General features: G+C 43.1%; 19 protein-coding genes. 9 read left to right on the top strand and 10 right to left on the bottom strand.

Annotated elements, in window-relative coordinates; genetic code table 11:
* Window positions 1–27: 27 nt before the first annotated feature.
* The 5 genes from FO440_RS01805 to FO440_RS01785 form a co-directional block, all read right to left on the bottom strand.
* Window positions 28–243, bottom strand: coding sequence for a DUF2442 domain-containing protein (locus FO440_RS01805; protein WP_144246515.1), 216 nt, complete (start codon window positions 241–243; stop codon window positions 28–30).
* Between the two features lie 80 nt (window positions 244–323).
* Window positions 324–1,049, bottom strand: coding sequence for a YebC/PmpR family DNA-binding transcriptional regulator (locus tag FO440_RS01800; RefSeq protein WP_144246514.1), 726 nt, complete (start codon window positions 1,047–1,049; stop codon window positions 324–326).
* Between the two features lie 100 nt (window positions 1,050–1,149).
* Window positions 1,150–1,470 carry a type II toxin-antitoxin system PemK/MazF family toxin gene (locus FO440_RS01795; protein WP_144246513.1) on the bottom strand — a complete coding sequence of 107 codons (321 nt, stop codon included), beginning with the start codon at window positions 1,468–1,470 and terminating at the stop codon, window positions 1,150–1,152.
* Window positions 1,457–1,687: a hypothetical protein gene (locus FO440_RS01790; RefSeq protein ID WP_144246512.1), complete on the bottom strand. Its 231-nt coding sequence runs from the start codon at window positions 1,685–1,687 to the stop codon at window positions 1,457–1,459. The genes FO440_RS01795 and FO440_RS01790 overlap by 14 nt, the downstream gene beginning before the upstream one ends.
* Window positions 1,688–1,753: 66 nt before the next feature.
* A complete protein-coding gene (locus FO440_RS01785) occupies window positions 1,754–2,698 on the bottom strand; it encodes an NAD-dependent epimerase/dehydratase family protein (RefSeq protein ID WP_144246511.1) in 945 nt (314 codons plus the stop codon).
* 715 nt (window positions 2,699–3,413) lie between these two features.
* Between FO440_RS01785 and FO440_RS01780 the strand changes: the two genes are divergently transcribed.
* The 5 genes from FO440_RS01780 (at window position 3,414) to rpsJ (ending at window position 8,355) form a co-directional block, all read left to right on the top strand.
* Entirely contained in the window at window positions 3,414–4,421 is a 1,008-nt protein-coding gene (locus FO440_RS01780; RefSeq protein WP_144246510.1) for an aspartate-semialdehyde dehydrogenase, read from the top strand.
* Window positions 4,422–4,763: 342 nt separating this feature from the next.
* Window positions 4,764–5,177, top strand: a complete 414-nt coding sequence (gene rpsL / locus FO440_RS01775) for a 30S ribosomal protein S12 (RefSeq protein WP_144246509.1) — start codon at window positions 4,764–4,766, stop codon at window positions 5,175–5,177.
* 19 nt (window positions 5,178–5,196) lie between these two features.
* On the top strand, window positions 5,197–5,664 hold the full coding sequence (gene rpsG, locus FO440_RS01770; RefSeq protein ID WP_144246508.1) for a 30S ribosomal protein S7: 468 nt from the start codon (window positions 5,197–5,199) through the stop codon (window positions 5,662–5,664).
* Between the two features lie 128 nt (window positions 5,665–5,792).
* Window positions 5,793–7,904: an elongation factor G gene (gene fusA / locus FO440_RS01765; protein ID WP_144246507.1), complete on the top strand. Its 2,112-nt coding sequence runs from the start codon at window positions 5,793–5,795 to the stop codon at window positions 7,902–7,904.
* Between the two features lie 145 nt (window positions 7,905–8,049).
* Complete coding sequence (gene rpsJ / locus FO440_RS01760; protein ID WP_022830652.1) at window positions 8,050–8,355, top strand: 30S ribosomal protein S10; 306 nt, start codon at window positions 8,050–8,052, stop codon at window positions 8,353–8,355.
* A gap of 606 nt (window positions 8,356–8,961) precedes the next feature.
* Here the strand turns inward: rpsJ and FO440_RS01755 are convergent.
* From FO440_RS01755 to FO440_RS01745, 3 genes are all read right to left on the bottom strand, one after another.
* Complete coding sequence (locus tag FO440_RS01755) at window positions 8,962–9,669, bottom strand: DUF92 domain-containing protein (RefSeq protein ID WP_144246506.1); 708 nt, start codon at window positions 9,667–9,669, stop codon at window positions 8,962–8,964.
* Window positions 9,670–9,737: 68 nt separating this feature from the next.
* On the bottom strand, window positions 9,738–10,244 hold the full coding sequence (locus FO440_RS01750; RefSeq protein WP_144246505.1) for a hypothetical protein: 507 nt from the start codon (window positions 10,242–10,244) through the stop codon (window positions 9,738–9,740).
* A gap of 33 nt (window positions 10,245–10,277) precedes the next feature.
* Window positions 10,278–11,087, bottom strand: coding sequence for a hypothetical protein (locus tag FO440_RS01745; RefSeq protein ID WP_144246504.1), 810 nt, complete (start codon window positions 11,085–11,087; stop codon window positions 10,278–10,280).
* Window positions 11,088–11,217: 130 nt separating this feature from the next.
* On the opposite strand from FO440_RS01745, the gene FO440_RS01740 reads away from it, so the two are divergent.
* The 4 genes from FO440_RS01740 to FO440_RS01725 all read left to right on the top strand — a co-directional run bounded on the left by FO440_RS01740 (window position 11,218) and on the right by FO440_RS01725 (window position 13,932).
* On the top strand, window positions 11,218–12,477 hold the full coding sequence (locus FO440_RS01740) for a prephenate dehydrogenase (RefSeq protein WP_144246503.1): 1,260 nt from the start codon (window positions 11,218–11,220) through the stop codon (window positions 12,475–12,477).
* An 87-nt stretch (window positions 12,478–12,564) separates the two neighbouring features.
* Window positions 12,565–12,816, top strand: a complete 252-nt coding sequence (locus tag FO440_RS01735) for a hypothetical protein (protein WP_144246502.1) — start codon at window positions 12,565–12,567, stop codon at window positions 12,814–12,816.
* A complete protein-coding gene (locus FO440_RS01730; protein ID WP_144246501.1) occupies window positions 12,806–13,132 on the top strand; it encodes a type II toxin-antitoxin system RelE/ParE family toxin in 327 nt (108 codons plus the stop codon). Before FO440_RS01735 ends, FO440_RS01730 begins: the two co-directional genes overlap by 11 nt.
* Window positions 13,133–13,203: 71 nt before the next feature.
* A complete protein-coding gene (locus FO440_RS01725) occupies window positions 13,204–13,932 on the top strand; it encodes an SGNH/GDSL hydrolase family protein (protein ID WP_144246500.1) in 729 nt (242 codons plus the stop codon).
* A 31-nt stretch (window positions 13,933–13,963) separates the two neighbouring features.
* Here FO440_RS01725 and FO440_RS01720 read toward each other — a convergent pair whose 3' ends face one another.
* On the bottom strand, window positions 13,964–14,353 hold the full coding sequence (locus FO440_RS01720; RefSeq protein WP_144246499.1) for an acyl-CoA thioesterase: 390 nt from the start codon (window positions 14,351–14,353) through the stop codon (window positions 13,964–13,966).
* Window positions 14,354–14,438: 85 nt separating this feature from the next.
* Window positions 14,439–15,857, bottom strand: a complete 1,419-nt coding sequence (locus tag FO440_RS01715; protein WP_144246498.1) for a DUF4419 domain-containing protein — start codon at window positions 15,855–15,857, stop codon at window positions 14,439–14,441.
* Between the last annotated feature and the right edge of the window lie 17 nt (window positions 15,858–15,874).

Here is a 15,874-nt window from a genome sequence, read left to right as displayed (position 1 = left end):
TGTCTCTTGGTTCTTGTCTCTTGATTCTTATAAAGCCACGTCCAGATCTAATTTATTAAAGTGGATCCCTTTTGCTGTTTGCACCCAGTCCTCACGTTCTTCGTCAGTAGCATTTAACAATTTAGGGAACCACGCAAGCGGAAAAACCTGTTGCTTGCCATCCTCTGCCTCAACCACAAGCAATGTATCGTTAAATGTTATTTTAACTTTCTTTTCCTGCTTACGTGTGGTGAATAGTGGCATATTGTCTGAACTATGATTTTTAAGATTTAAAGATTACAGAATTTACCTAATCTCTAATCACCAATTAACTAATCTCTAACTTACTCCGCCATATTATGGTAAACCGCTTGTACGTCATCGTCCTCTTCAAGGCGGTCTATCAGTTTTAATACGTCAACGGCTTGTTCTTCGGTTACCTCTTTAAATGATTGCCCAACACGTTCCAGCTTTGCTGATTTTACTTCGATACCTGATTCTTCCAACGCTTTTTGCATTTTACCAAAATCCTCAAACGCGGTATGAAGTACGGCTATGTCGTTTCCTTCTTCATCAGCTTCCACAAAAATTTCTTCTAAACCGGCATCTATCAGTTCAAACTCCAGTTCTTCCAGGTCGCGGTCGCCGGGAACAAAAGTAAAAACCGCCTTACGGGTAAAAATAAAATCAAGTGACCCGGTTTTACCCAGCGCGCCATTGTATTTGGTAAAGTAGCTGCGTACGTTGGCTACGGTACGGTTAATATTATCGGTAGCGGTTTCAACCAGTACGGCAACGCCGTGTGCGGCATAACCTTCGTACACCAGTTCTTCGTAATCTTTCTCATCACGGCTTGAGGCACGTTTTATAGCAGCCTCAACACGGTCTTTAGGCATGTTTACCGCCTTTGAGTTTTGTATGGCGGTACGTAAACGCGAGTTGGTATTAGGGTCGCCACCACCGGCTTTAACGGCCATCACTATCTCTTTACCCAAACGGGTAAACTGTACGGCCATTTTGGCCCAACGCTTAAATTTTCTCTCTTTACGGAATTCGAATGCTCTTCCCATTGTTTTATTTAGTCAGTAGTCCATGGTCGATAGTCCATAGAATGTGGGGACAAATATAATGTTTATGTATTTAGTGCAACTTTTGAAAATAGAACATCTGTCACTTTAGTTGTAACAGTGTTTTTAGCTTTTGATTTAATTGTTCAAGTTCAATCGTTGTCAACTCACCTAAAAGTCCTTGAACTAAATCTAAGCTTAAAGTGCAAATTTTCCCCGTCCGGATTAAAGAAGACTTTTTGAGCCCGTTTGTATTAGACGGATTTAATAAAACATCTGTAGCTTCACGCCATTGCAATTGGGTAGTAATAAAGCTTGCGGTGATATCCATATTGGTTTCAGCAAGAATAACTGCCGGGCGTAATTTGGTTGCTGAAAGATCGGTAAACGGAAAAGTAACCAATACAATATCACCTTTTGCCATAAACTTCTTTCAGGTCGCTTACAGCATAGAGATCTTCTTCTTCCTTTAAAAAATCAAACGACTGACCGGATGCAAGACCTTGCACATCTTTATTAAAAGAGAGTTCATCTTGCTGTCTGATCAGAAAATCGGCAAAATCCGCAATTTCAACAGCCTTATCTTCAGGAAGCTGATTAATTACTTCAATTGTATGTTCGATAATTGCTTGCTTCGTCATATCCAAATATACAAAAAATGAATAATGTATATTAAATTGATTGTTTACCGAACTTATAAATCACTTTTACTTTTTCAGGTTCTCCAACATATCAGCCGTCATATTGGCCAGGTCAAACTTTTGCTTCCAGCCCCAGTCGTTTTGCGCGAAGGTGTCGTCAATGGATTTTGGCCAGCTATCGGCAATGGCCTGACGCGGATCAAAATCAGCGTAGCTGATCTCAAAATCAGGCAGATGTTTTTTAATTTCTGCGGATAGCTGCGCTGGTGTAAAGCTGATACCACCTAAGTTATATGATGAGCGGATACTCAATTTATAGGATGGTGCTTCCATCAGTTCTATGGTGGCGCGTATGGCATCTTCCATATACATCATGGGCAGGGCGGTATCGGCAGAAAGAAAGCTTTCATATTTGCCATGCGCCAAAGCCTGGTGAAAAATATCAACCGCGTAGTCTGTGGTGCCGCCCCCGGGTTCAGACCGCCAGCCTATCAGGCCGGGATAGCGGATACTGCGTACATCCAAACCATATTTAACATAGTAGTACTCGCACCAGCGCTCGCCGGCCAGTTTACTGAAACCGTAAACCGAATTTGGGTCCATAATGCAAAACTGCGGCGTGTTCTCTCTTGGCGAGTGCGGGCCGAAAACCGCGATAGAACTTGGCCAGAAAACCTTGGCGACTTTAAATTCTATCGCCAGGTCAAGCACGTGGATCAAGCCGTTCATGTTCAGGTCCCAGGCCAGTTTTGGCTTTTGTTCGCCTACGGCAGACAGGATAGCAGCCAGCAGGTAGATCTGCGTAGGCTGATGTTTTTCAAACAAATGGAACATGTTGTGCTTATCGAGCACGTTAACCAGTTCAAAGGGGCCGGCGTTAATTACCGGGTTATCGGTCGGGCGTATGTCAGATGCCACCACCTGTTCGTTACCATATTTTGCACGCAAATTCATTACCAATTCGGTGCCGATTTGGCCGTTAGAGCCAATCACAATTATCTTTTCGGTCATATTGAGTATCAGTTGCACCAAAGGTAAAAATTTGGGCGAAATGATTGGCCTGGATTTTCACACCGATGTTATGATAAATGCCGGTAGTAAAAAATTGCATTTATCGGGTAAAGGCATATATACCGGTAGTAAATTTTGCTGTTTATCGGGTGTGGATGCTTATGCCCGTAGTAAATTATGCCATTTATCGGGTATCATAGGATATGCCGGTAGTAGGGTTTTTAAATAAAATATTGATAATTAATATCTTACATAAAATTTCAAAGAACATGGACAGATTTGAGATAAATCAGATACTTGTTTTTTTGTAATGGATTTTAAGGGCTGATATTGATGAGGTGATAACAATATACGAAAAATTTTCGGCATTAATGGTGCCCTTAAATCAAATTATAGCCCATCAATTACTCACCCGGTCTGCGCTTCGCTGGACCACCCTCTCTGCCGTAAACGGCAAAGAGGGTTTTAAACAGCCCTCTTTCCGCCGAAGGCGAAGAGAGGGCAGACGAGCGAAGTCCCGATAGCTATCGGGATAGGGGTGAGTAAACTTGCCGCCAATACCAGGCAGACAAGCAACTTATGGTAATTTTTATTTCATTAATGGTGGCCTTAATTGTTATACACCTGATAACATTTGCATTAAATATATTCAGTCAATAAAAAAATGTCGATATTTACCGCCCAATAAATAATTATTAATTAACCATTTAAAAAAATGAAGATCGCAGTTGTAGGTGCTACAGGATTAGTTGGCACCAAAATGTTGCAGGTTCTTGAAGAACGCAACTTCCCCATTACAGATTTATTATTAGTCGCATCAGAGAAAAGTGTAGGTAAGGAAATCACTTTCAAGGGTAAGGCTTATAAGGTAATTTCTGTTGAGGATGCGATTAAACAGAAGGCTGACATAGCGCTTTTTTCGGCAGGTGGCAGCACATCATTGGCCCAGGCCCCGCTTTTTGCGGCTGCAGGTACCACGGTAATTGATAATTCATCAGCATGGCGCATGGATCCAACCAAAAAACTGGTTGTGCCCGAAGTGAATGCCGATGTATTAACGCCCGAAGATAAAATTATTGCCAACCCAAATTGCTCAACCATACAAATGGTGGTGGCTTTAAAACCCCTGCACGATAAATATAAAATTAAACGCGTGGTGGTTTCAACCTACCAGTCGGTAACCGGTACCGGCGTTAAGGCTGTTGACCAGTTAATGAACGAGCGTGCCGGCATTGACGGCCCAATGGCATACCCATACAAAATTGACCTGAACGTATTGCCTCATATTGATGTGTTTACCGAGAACGGTTACACCAAAGAGGAAATGAAAATGGTTAAAGAAACCAACAAGATCATGGGCGACGACAGTATCCGTGTTACGGCTACTACCGTGCGCATCCCGGTTATGGGCGGACACTCAGAGTCGGTAAATATTGAGTTTGCCAATGATTTTGATCTGGCCGAAGTAAAGGAAATACTAAGCAAAGCGCCGGGCGTTGTAGTAACCGACGACGTTGCCAACCTGAAATACCCAATGCCGCTTGACGCGCACGATAAAGACGATGTATTTGTAGGCCGTATCCGCCGTGATGAGAGCCAGTCAAATACGCTGAACTGTTGGATAGTGAGCGATAACCTGCGCAAAGGCGCTGCAACAAATGCGGTACAAATTGCGGAGTATCTGGTAGCTAAACATTTGGTGGGCGAAAGCGTAGAAGCGTAGCCCCCTAACCCCCTAAAGGGGGAACAATAGTTGGAATTTGAAAAGGGACAGCCGGATGGTTGTCCTTTTTCGTTTTATATTCGTTGTCAAATGACAGAGAAGGAGTTTTTCAAATTCCCAAAACCATCCATCATACCGCCTATAGCATTTGATAAGGTATAAATAACCTGCTATTTTGTTGAAGCTGGTCTAAAGGAAATAACAGATCTGTTATCATGCAAAAACTTTTTTCACATAACCTCTTGAATATCATAAAATAACTCCGTACTTTTGCAGTCCCGAAAACTGCCCGCCAATGTAGGATGGCAGCGGGACTTAAAAAAACAAAACAAGAAAGCAAGAATGCCTACTATCAATCAATTAGTTAGAAAAGGTAGAGTAGCTCTGGTTGACAAGAGTAAGTCGCCGGCGTTGGACAGCTGTCCACAGCGAAGAGGAGTGTGCACCCGTGTGTATACCACTACCCCTAAAAAACCAAACTCAGCAATGCGTAAAGTTGCCCGTGTGCGCTTAACCAACGGTAAAGAAGTAAACGCTTATATCCCTGGTGAAGGTCACAACTTGCAAGAGCACTCGATCGTGTTGATCCGTGGTGGTCGTGTTAAAGACTTACCTGGTGTACGTTACCACATCATCCGTGGCGCGTTAGATACTTCTGGTGTTGCCGGCCGTAACCAACGTCGTTCAAAATATGGTACCAAACGCCCTAAACCGGGACAAGCAGCTGCGGCGCCAACAAAAGGTAAAAAGAAATAATTAAAGGAGGATAGTAACAATGAGAAAATCAAAACCAAAAAAAAGAATCCTTCTTCCTGATCCAAAATTCAATGATATTTTGGTAACCAGGTTTGTTAACAACATGATGTTTGACGGTAAAAAATCTACCGCTTATACTATATTTTACAACGCAGTTGACATTGTTGAAAAGAAAACCAACGAAAGTGGTTTAGAAACCTGGAAAAAGGCTTTAAACAATGTTATGCCTGCAGTTGAAGTTAAAAGCCGCCGTGTTGGTGGTGCTAACTTCCAGGTACCTACAGAGGTTCGTCCGGAGCGTAAAATTGCTTTGGGCATGAAATGGCTGATCAGCTATGCACGTCGTCGTGGCGAAAAAACCATGATGGAGAAATTAGCAGGCGAGATCATATCGGCAGCTAAAGGTGAAGGTGCAGCAGTGAAAAAGAAAGAAGATACGCATAAAATGGCCGAGGCTAACAAAGCGTTCTCTCACTTTAGATTCTAATTAATGAATTATTGAATTAGTGAATTATTGATTTGGTAACATCATACTAATCAGTAATTCATTACTTCGCAGATTCAATGAACGTTAAATATTCATTAATTCAATAGTTCAATAACTCAATAATTAATATGTCAAGAGATCTTAAATATACAAGAAACATAGGTATTGCCGCCCACATTGATGCCGGTAAAACCACCACTACCGAGCGTATTCTTTACTATGCGGGCGTTAGCCACAAAATAGGCGAGGTACACGAAGGTGCGGCTACCATGGACTGGATGGCGCAGGAGCAGGAGCGTGGTATTACCATTACTTCGGCTGCTACCACAGTTAACTGGAAATACCGTAACCACAACTACCACATGAACATCATTGATACCCCGGGCCACGTGGATTTCACCGTTGAGGTGAACCGCTCGCTGCGTGTATTAGATGGTTTGGTGTTCTTGTTCAGCGCGGTTGATGGTGTTGAGCCACAGTCAGAAACTAACTGGCGTTTGGCTAACAACTACAACGTGCCACGTATTGGTTTCGTAAACAAAATGGACCGTAGTGGTGCAGATTTCCTTAACGTGGTAAAACAGGTTAAAGAAATGTTAGGTAGCGTAGCTATTCCGTTGCAATTGCCTATCGGTGCTGAAGACCAGTTTAAAGGTGTGGTTGACTTGATCAACTTTCGTGGTATTGTTTGGAACGAGCACGATAAAGGTATGACCTTTACAGAAGTGCCTATCCCTGACGATATGTTAGAAGAAGCTACTGAGTGGAGAGAGAAATTGTTAGAAGCTGTAGCTGAGTTTGATGACTCTTTGATGGAGAAATTCTTTGAAGATCCGGCAACTATCACCGAGCGCGAAGTATTAGACGCATTACGCCAGGCTACTTTGGCCGGTAAGATCGTTCCGATGACTTGCGGTTCATCTTTCAAAAACAAAGGTGTACAAACCATGCTTGACTACGTGATGGAGTTAATGCCTTCGCCTCTTGATTCAAAAGGTGTAATAGGTACTAACCCTGATACCGGTGCAGAGATCGTTGTTAAGCCGGATGTTAAAGAGCCGTTTGCAGCTTTAGCATTTAAAATTGCTACCGACCCGTTTGTAGGCCGTTTATGCTTTATCCGCGTTTACTCAGGTAATCTTGAAGCGGGTTCATACATCTACAACATGCGTTCAGAAAACAAAGAGCGTATCAGCCGTATATTCCAGATGCATGCTAACAAGCAAAACCCTATCCCTAACGTAGGTGCAGGTGATATTGCTGCGGTAGTAGGCTTTAAAGATATTAAAACAGGTGATACCCTTTGCGACGAGAAACACCAGTTGGTTCTTGAATCGATGGTATTCCCTGACCCGGTTATCGGTTTGGCAATTGAGCCTAAAACTCAGGCCGACGTTGATAAATTAGGTATCGCTTTGGGTAAATTAGCCGAAGAGGATCCAACCTTCCGCGTACAAACTGACCAGGATACCGGCCAAACCGTTATCAGCGGTATGGGCGAGTTACACCTTGATATTTTGATGGACCGTTTAAAACGCGAATTCAAAGTTGAGGTTAACCAGGGTGCTCCGCAGGTAGCTTACAAAGAGGCTATCACAGGTTCAACACAACACCGCGAAACTTACAAGAAACAAACCGGTGGTCGTGGTAAATTTGCCGATATCCAGGTTGTTATTTCTCCGGGAGAAGAAGGTAAAGAAGGCCTTGAATTTATCAATGAGATCGTTGGTGGTTCTATTCCTCGTGAGTTCATCCCGTCTGTTGAGAAAGGTTTCAAATCAGCAATGGATAATGGTGTGTTAGCAGGCTATCCTTTAACCAGCTTAAAAGTACGTTTAATTGATGGTTCATTCCACGCTGTCGATTCGGACGCGTTATCTTTCGAGATAGCAGGCCGTTCGGCTTACCGCGAGGCATTGCCAAAATGTAAACCGGTATTGTTAGAGCCTATCATGAAGATCGAGATCTTAACCCCTGAAGAAAACATGGGTGACGTTATCGGTGACATGAACCGTCGTCGTGGCCAGCTGCAAGGTATGGACACCCGTAACGGTTCGCAGGTTATCAAAGCAATGGTACCACTTTCTGAAATGTTTGGTTACGTAACGCAATTACGTACTATCACTTCAGGCCGTGCAACTTCAACTATGGAGTTTGACCACTATGAGCCGGCACCACGTAACGTACAGGACGAGGTTGTTGCCAAATCAAAAGGCAGAAAACAAGTTGCAATTGACTAACAAACAAGTTTGAATTATTGAATTAGTGTCCCGATAACTATCGGGAGAGTGAATAACAAAAAATCTAATTCAATAATTCATTAATTCAATAAATCAATAATTACTCTAATAAATAGCTCTTAGGGTAATTTAAACAAAAACAAAAATGAGCCAAAGAATCAGAATCAAACTAAAATCTTACGATTACAATCTGGTTGATAAATCAGCTGAGAAGATCGTAAAAACAGTAAAGCCAACAGGCGCTGTAGTTAGCGGACCGCTTCCGTTACCAACCGAAAAGAAAATTTTCACTGTTTTGCGTTCACCACACGTAAACAAAAAAGCACGTGAGCAATTCCAATTATGCTCTTACAAAAGGCTATTGGATATCTACAGTTCAAACTCAAAAACTGTAGACGCGCTAATGAAGCTTGAATTGCCAAGCGGTGTTGAAGTTGAGATCAAGGTGTAACTGTACCGGAAGATCCGAAAAATATAAAAAGCCATCCGATTTGTTTCGAATGGCTTTTTTGTTGACATACAAGGGTGGGCGATTGCAGTGTGATAGGCTTTACGCGCATGCCTTGCCCCGCTCAATTGCCGCGGTGGCTGTTACCTTTGTCTTGATACAAAGGTAACCCAAAAATCAAGTCAGGCCGATCGCTGCCACCACCCGAGGGCCAGACTCCCAGCCGCGCGCCCTGACCGGCCTATGCGCTTCTTTTTTTAATTTTACACAATACGAAATTATTGTAAAAACTGGAATGTCAGACGAAAAGCTTCGGGTGAAAGCAGGTAAAACAATGTGGGGCAGTGCGGCTGCAAGGGCATTGGTAATTTTGCCTGAAGCGGCAGTCTTGTGCGACAATAGAGGCAAAAGGACCGGGCCCTTGGTTTTACCTGATTTGTAGGGCAAAGGCCTTGTGCGGCAAAGAAGCCTATCGTCTGACTTGATTTTTGGTTCTTTTCATCAAGGAAAAGAACAAAGCCTACCCGTGGCTATTGAGCGGGGCAAGCCAAGTGGGAAAAGGCCAGGAAGCGATAGGTAATTGATCTGGGAATATTCAAAGGTGAAGAATCAAAACATTATCAACACCCAACAAACCCCCGCCCCAACAGCCGTATTCAAAAAATTAACCACATTATTGCCAATCCACCCCTTTCGCTCAAGCGATGCACCTAAAATCGAATCGACCACATTACCGGTAAAGCCGGCGAGGATGATCCAAAGGAAAGATATGCTCCATCCCATAAACAAGCTGTAAACTAAGGCGATTAAGCTTGCGCCTGCTACACCTATTAGTGTCCCCTCAAAACTTATAACTCCATCCAAACCACGCTGGTCTTTTTTGAATGTTAAGATATTGAAAAAGTTACGACCGTAAACGATTCCCAGTTCAGACGATAGCGTATCCGCGGTAGCGGCGGCAAAGCTTCCGGCTATCATTAATTTAATAACAGCTATATTTTCGGGGAAGAGCCAGGTAGCTGCACCCAGCAAAGCCGCTACACAGCCATTGGCCAGAACCTGCCCGGCGGTACGGCGGCCTTTGTTTTCTTCGGCTGCGCCGATAGCTGCTTTTTTGGCCACCTGCCATTTAGTTGCCCATATGGCGCTGATAAAAAAAGCCGCCAGTATCATCAAACCCATTAACCCCGCGCTCTTGTACATTAACAAGCCAACCACCGCACCCGTGGCCGCGCCGGCCAGTGTAAGCTTTTTGGCGGTATAGCTTAGGGTTGAACCTAACAGCAATATGGTATAAATGATTATCTGAACAACCATGTGTGAAATTAAAATTAAATCGCATGAAATTTAAATTCGCCGTCGTAGAGACGCAATGCATTGCGTCTCTACAGCTCCGGATTTAAAAAATCCTGCCATACACCTTCCAACTCATCAACCAATTCGGGTTTAATGGAGATACCCGATGCCTGCGGTGTCCATGTCTGCGCGGCCAGGTTGCCGGTTTTCAGGATGTCTAAACCAAGTATGGGTTCTTTATCAGGATTCAATAATACATCAATGGCAATAGTGATGCGGTGGTAATGCCGCCCTTTTCTGAAAGCCAGGTAAGGCTCTGACGCGATAATACCCGATGCAAAGATACCTTTCGGTTCAACACCCACGCGAACGATAAAAGCCCGGTCGCCGGGCTTGATAGTTTTATGGCTGGCGACACTCCAGTTATCTTCCAGTTTACCCGTGTCGGCTAATTTTTTGATATCATCATCAATATCGGCCCACTCAAACTTAATGGGGTTCCAGCCAAACAGGTAGGCTTTGCCCCCTAATTTCCTCCGTAGGAGTCCTTCGGACCTAAAGGGGGAATGACTATCAATGTTTAAGGATTTTGCCATCGTTTATTGCTCCCCCTTCAGGGGGCTGGGGGGCTAACCTCTGCCGGTTAACTCGTCCAGTTTATTGCGTTCGGTTTGCAGCTCGCGGGCCAGTTTTTTCTCTTTCTCGTTGGCTTTGGCTTTAAAGGTTTTAAACTCCTCTTCCAACTCGTTATATAATGAGGTGCGGTAAACAGCTTCTTTTCTGTATCCGCCTGTACGCGCGATAACGACAGCGGCTATAACGCCAATGATCAGTACCAAACTCCACATTACTATATTGTAAGTCGATTTTGCTAAGGATATCCCCAATAAGCTGATCGAATCTGTTTTTGTCAGTGCCTGATCTTTTGCTGCAACGTCGGCCTGTAAACCGGTGATGGTTTTAGCCTGGTCGGCCACTTTATCCTGTACATCCTTTAGTTTGTTGCGGCTGCTTTTCAGCGTATCCATAAAGTTTTTGTACAGGGCGTCAACAAAAGGCTTTTGGTAATTATATACTTTGGTTTGCAGGTATTCATATTGACCATGCAGGCTTTTATCAACCTTAACAGGTGCTGCCTGTGTGTCGGGCTTGATATCCGGCGGGGTAGTAGCTATGGTGGTTGTCGGCACTTTTATAGGAGAAGCTGCAGTATTAGCTTTCTTTGCACTATCAGCAGCAAGCTGGGCTTTGTAGGTTTTGGCGTAAGCGCCATATCCATACCTGCTGTAAGGCCTGCCTGTTTTAGGATTGATGGGTATATGCCCCGCCGCAGGTTTTACTACGGTATGTTTAACACTGTCCTGCGCATGGATTGATAGTGAGCCAACGGTCAGCATCAGCATTAAAAGCGATAGTTTCAACATGAAATAGTTTTTCATAATTGTAAAATTAGACAATCATCTATTAAAAAAACAGTAAAAAGTGGGTTTTGTTGGCCATTTAAGCGGTATAGCGCAGCTAATGTAAACCTTAATACGCATTTTTGCCGCACATAGTTATATTAGTAGAATGAATATCGGAATTATAGGCCTGGGTGATATGGGGCGCTTGTACGCCAAAGCTTTTGCTAAAGCAGGGTATACTGTAACCGGGTGCGACCTGCCATCAAACCAGCAACAGTTGCAGCAGGACCTTGCACCTTACCATATCAAAGTTTTGGATAGCGGTAAAGAGGTGTCAGAAACCAGCGACCTGATCATTTACTCTGTCGAGGCCGAGAAAATGGCTAAGGTAGTTGCCGAAAATGCCCAATACACCAAACCGGGCGCTATAGTTGCGGGTCAAACTTCTGTTAAAACCCCCGAGATACTGGCGTTTGAAAAATACCTGCCCGAAAGCGCACAGATCATTACTTTTCACGGGATGCACGGCCCGGGCTTTGAGCCAAAGGGCCAAACGCTGATATTGATCCCTCATCGTGCCGATGAAAACGCCCGGCAGCAGATGTTGGATCTGTTTACTGCCATAGGCTCAGAGATAGTTGAACTAACCGACTACCACGAGCATGATAAAATTGTTGCCGATACACAGGCCGTAACCCACGTAGGTTTTGAAAGCATGGGCACCGCCTGGAAATCGGCCGGGTTTTTCCCTTGGGAAAACGCGTCGTACATCGGCGGCATAGATAATGTAAAGATCCTTACCACGCTGCGCATATTTAGCTATAAGGCGCACGTATATGCCGGTTTAGCTATATTGAATCCATACGCAAGGCAGCAGGTAAGGCAATACGCGGTATCAGAGTCTGAATTGTTTAAGCTGATGATCCAGGAAGAAGAAGCCGCGTTTCGCGAGCGGCTTTACCGCGCGCGCGATTTTGTTTTTCATGAAAGCCGCAAGCCTATTATGTTAAATGATAAGGTGATGAAAGAGTTCAGGCTATCGCAAAACCATGATAAGCAAAAACCAAACTCGCACCTAAGTATATTAAGTATGGTTGATGCCTGGTACCATTTAGGCGTTAACCCTTATGATAACCTGATCTGCCAGACACCGCCTTTTCGCCTGCGATTGGGCATAGCCGAATACCTGTTTAAAGACGAAGAACTGCTGGAAGAATCTATCCAGGCAGCGCTGTACGACAAAACCATCCGCGGCGACGACTTGGAGTTCCATTCGGCTGTGCGAGAGTGGTCGGCGATTATTGGCTACGGCGATATGGAAGGGTACAAAAAACACTTTAATGATGTGCAGGCCTTTTTCAAAGATCGATTGCAGGAAGGTAACAAGCAAAGTGCCGAGCTGATAAGAAGGTTGATGACGGAGTAATTTCGGATTTATTTATCTACGCCAACATTGTCTTTTGGATGATTTTGTTACGCATATAGTTAAATAAAAATTGTTTAAATTTGTTATATGACAACGCTTACGATAGAAATTCCGGATAAGGTCGAAAAAACACTGGCTGATTTAATTGAACAGTTAGGTGGTAAGGTTATCACTACAGATTCAAAGAACAAAAAGAAAGAGCTTAAGGACAATTCAAAATTATCCCGAAAAGAGAAAGAGTTTTTGAAGGGATTAGACGAGTCAATTGAGTTTGTGAAATTACACCAGCAAGGTAAAGTTGAAGCTAAATCAATTGAACAATTGTTAAATGAGCTTTAATATTAATTACACACCGTTTTTCGAAAAGGAATTTAAAAAGCTTTACAAAAAACACAGGTCTTTAAAGGATGACTTGAACAAGCTCATCAATCAATTAGCCGAGAATCCACAGGCCGGCGAATCTATTGGCAATGATTGCTATAAAATACGCATGAGTATTTCTTCAAAAGGCAAAGGTAAGTCCGGAGGGGCACGGATAATTACCCATGTTAAGTTTGTAAACGAAAAGGTTTTCCTGGTATCTATTTATGATAAATCTGACATAAGTACTATAGCTGAAGAGCAGATTCTTATCCGTTTGCAAAATATTAAATAAATTGCCCAACCATTATTCCCTTATCCGATCATACCCAAGTTATCATAGGTTTTAATATATTTGGTAGAGTTATGAAAACCTGCCGGTATATTATCACATTAATTATAATAGGTGTAATCATTAGTTCGTGTAAAAAGTCGCAATCGGTTGTTAGTCCTAAAAAAACCGACACTGTCGCCGTTCAGCCCGACTTATTAGCACCCCAGGTGATCTTTAAAAATGTGGTAATATTGGGCAACAGTATTACGCTTACTCCCGTTAGCCCGCAGTTTGGCTGGTATAATACCTGGGGCATGGCTGCATCGGTTGCCGACTCAGACTACGTGCACCACCTTATTGTTCATTTCAGGAAGTACTACCCTAAATGTAAAGTTACCGTCAAGGCCTTTAATGATTTTGAAGCGTATTATCCCACCTATAATTTTGACGCCAATTTAAAAAGTGTAAAAGACAGCCTGCCCGACCTGGTGATCGTTAGGATAGGAGAGAACATAGATCGAAGCCGTTTTGATAAGGCGGTATTTCAAAGCAAATACCAGGCTTTTGTAAACTATCTTACGGCCGGCAACAGCAAATTATCTATACTGAGTGCAGGCCCGTTGTGGAGCGTGCCCGAAATTGACGACGTGTTTAAGGCTTATACACCCTATGTGTCGTTATCGGCAGTAAGTACCGACAGCAGTAACTTTGCCTTTGGTTTATATACCGACCCGGCTGTACAACAACACCCGGGCGATAAAGGCATGCACCTGATTAGCGATATAATCTGGGATGCTGTACGCAAACTGAAAGCTAAATAATATAAAAGTTATCCGGGCTTTTGTTTGATAATTATTCCCTTAACCATTCATCCGTATAAGTAATTTCTGTGCGGCCGTGTTTAACCGGTTTGCCGCTGTCGTCAACACTTACAAATACAATTTTATCAATTGTAAGGATGGTTTTTTGAGTGATCTTGTTACGCACCTCGCAGGTAAGGGTAAGCGAGGTGTGGCCAAATACAACCGCCTTAATGCCCAATTCGATAATATCCCCCTGGCGGGCAGAGCTTACAAAGTTGATCTCAGACATATATTTGGTTACACAGCTAAGTGTGCCTAACTGTATGATGGCATAAATAGCTGCTTCTTCGTCAATCCAGGCCAGCAGGCGGCCGCCAAACAGGGTGCCATGTGCATTCAAATCTTCGGGCTTTACCCATTTGCGTGTATAAAAATTCATGTTGTAGTATGTATGGCGCAAATGTACAACAGAATATCAGCTTAAATATAAGCAGTATGCCATGATCAGGTAAGAAATCTGCAAGTCATTCAGGCACCTCCTGATTATTAATAATCAGTTTGGTTTTCGGGAACAGCTTCCTGATCCGTTTTATTTCGTCATCGGTAATAACACCTTTCAATGTAAGTTTGTCTATCTGGACTTTGGCTAAGTCATCGGGGATATTTATCCTGTCAGTAAACTCAATGGTCAATAAATGTATTGGCCCAATATCCATCAATTCTTCGGGTACGGCATTTGCACGGATCTTGATTCCCTCAATAGGTTCAGTTGCCGAACGGCGCAGAATCTTCATATTCCTGTCTTCAACATCAGCATCTTTTTTGCGGATCATCCAACCTATCTCAGGCCTTAAATTAAAATTATTTTCATTTTGCTTTAATCCCATAAAGCCCGCCCATAATTCCAGGGGCGTTGTTACAGTATTTCCTGTACCATCCGTTGCAATATATTTAAGATTAACTTTAACAACTTCGTCCGGCAATTCAGATCCTGATGATAATGAGTCAAGCCCTAACCGTTGTCCGTTTTTGGTATACGGGAAAAATTTTACCATCCAGCCATCTATAATATTTTTTGCACCATATCTCTTTATACTGTGATATTTAAACATGGTTTGCCAAAACTCTTTATCTTTTTCTCCCTTTGACGCCTTTATGATCTTTTTTAAAATGGGCTCCATTTTATCAACCCACCAATCCAGCTGATATTTACGCAGCGCTTCAGTTTTGTCTAACACTTTTTGCCAATCTGCAGGCGTGCCTTCAAGTGTAACCTGCGGGATACCGCATCCTATGTACAATACAATAAAGTCAAAATATGATTTCATGGCATACAAAGCTGTAATTTGCGATGCCATTTTAGTAACCGGTGTACTAGTGCTAAAATCAGCCGTCAAAGCATCGGTAAGCTCTTTGCCCGTATAGTTGCTGATCTGTCTGCTAAATTCTGGAAATATCTCCTGCCAGGGGCTGTCCGGATTGTCAAGCGTGATGCTATTGGTTTGTACAACCAAAGTGGTTTTGCCGCTAAAATTAACAAACATACTGCGCAAACTTTCGGCATTGTTATTTACATGGTTGGCAAATCCCTGGCAAATTAACAGCCACATCATGTCTGGCGACAGGGTAAATGGCCTGTGATCGGCATAGGCCTGATACATGCCTGAAAAGAAAGGATGAAAGTTATAGTAAACCAAATCTCCCTCGACGGCACTTTTAGCTACGATGTTAAATTTAGGGTCAAGAACGGCTTGCTTTGCCGGTGGAAAGCCCCAGACATGATGATCGCGCCTGATCAAGTCCTTTAGTATTCCATCATAATTAGATACAGGCAAAAGTGTATCTGGCTTTTTAAGCTTTTCAACATTAATAACTATAGGTTTTTGAGCCAAGCATACTATACTTAGGCAAGCTAACGCGATAAGGGCGAGAAAACGTTTCATTGGTTTTATTTAGGTTG

Origin of the sequence: Mucilaginibacter corticis, from assembly GCF_007558865.1 — a bacterium.
Lineage (GTDB): Bacteria > Bacteroidota > Bacteroidia > Sphingobacteriales > Sphingobacteriaceae > Mucilaginibacter > Mucilaginibacter corticis.
The sequence above is the reverse complement of the archived record's forward strand: the minus strand, read 5'-3'. Positions and strand labels throughout refer to the sequence as shown.

What these genes read in the sequence shown, in the direction of transcription:
- FO440_RS01805 (WP_144246515.1), bottom strand. Translation starts at nt 243, where the DNA reads ATGCCACTATTCACCACACGTAAGCAGGAAAAGAAAGTTAAAATAACA.
- FO440_RS01800 (WP_144246514.1), bottom strand. Translation starts at nt 1,049, where the DNA reads ATGGGAAGAGCATTCGAATTCCGTAAAGAGAGAAAATTTAAGCGTTGG.
- FO440_RS01795 (WP_144246513.1), bottom strand. Translation starts at nt 1,470, where the DNA reads ATGGCAAAAGGTGATATTGTATTGGTTACTTTTCCGTTTACCGATCTT.
- FO440_RS01790 (WP_144246512.1), bottom strand. Translation starts at nt 1,687, where the DNA reads ATGACGAAGCAAGCAATTATCGAACATACAATTGAAGTAATTAATCAG.
- FO440_RS01785 (WP_144246511.1), bottom strand. Translation starts at nt 2,698, where the DNA reads ATGACCGAAAAGATAATTGTGATTGGCTCTAACGGCCAAATCGGCACC.
- FO440_RS01780 (WP_144246510.1), top strand. Translation starts at nt 3,414, where the DNA reads ATGAAGATCGCAGTTGTAGGTGCTACAGGATTAGTTGGCACCAAAATG.
- rpsL (WP_144246509.1), top strand. Translation starts at nt 4,764, where the DNA reads ATGCCTACTATCAATCAATTAGTTAGAAAAGGTAGAGTAGCTCTGGTT.
- rpsG (WP_144246508.1), top strand. Translation starts at nt 5,197, where the DNA reads ATGAGAAAATCAAAACCAAAAAAAAGAATCCTTCTTCCTGATCCAAAA.
- fusA (WP_144246507.1), top strand. Translation starts at nt 5,793, where the DNA reads ATGTCAAGAGATCTTAAATATACAAGAAACATAGGTATTGCCGCCCAC.
- rpsJ (WP_022830652.1), top strand. Translation starts at nt 8,050, where the DNA reads ATGAGCCAAAGAATCAGAATCAAACTAAAATCTTACGATTACAATCTG.
- FO440_RS01755 (WP_144246506.1), bottom strand. Translation starts at nt 9,669, where the DNA reads ATGGTTGTTCAGATAATCATTTATACCATATTGCTGTTAGGTTCAACC.
- FO440_RS01750 (WP_144246505.1), bottom strand. Translation starts at nt 10,244, where the DNA reads ATGGCAAAATCCTTAAACATTGATAGTCATTCCCCCTTTAGGTCCGAA.
- FO440_RS01745 (WP_144246504.1), bottom strand. Translation starts at nt 11,087, where the DNA reads ATGAAAAACTATTTCATGTTGAAACTATCGCTTTTAATGCTGATGCTG.
- FO440_RS01740 (WP_144246503.1), top strand. Translation starts at nt 11,218, where the DNA reads ATGAATATCGGAATTATAGGCCTGGGTGATATGGGGCGCTTGTACGCC.
- FO440_RS01735 (WP_144246502.1), top strand. Translation starts at nt 12,565, where the DNA reads ATGACAACGCTTACGATAGAAATTCCGGATAAGGTCGAAAAAACACTG.
- FO440_RS01730 (WP_144246501.1), top strand. Translation starts at nt 12,806, where the DNA reads ATGAGCTTTAATATTAATTACACACCGTTTTTCGAAAAGGAATTTAAA.
- FO440_RS01725 (WP_144246500.1), top strand. Translation starts at nt 13,204, where the DNA reads ATGAAAACCTGCCGGTATATTATCACATTAATTATAATAGGTGTAATC.
- FO440_RS01720 (WP_144246499.1), bottom strand. Translation starts at nt 14,353, where the DNA reads ATGAATTTTTATACACGCAAATGGGTAAAGCCCGAAGATTTGAATGCA.
- FO440_RS01715 (WP_144246498.1), bottom strand. Translation starts at nt 15,857, where the DNA reads ATGAAACGTTTTCTCGCCCTTATCGCGTTAGCTTGCCTAAGTATAGTA.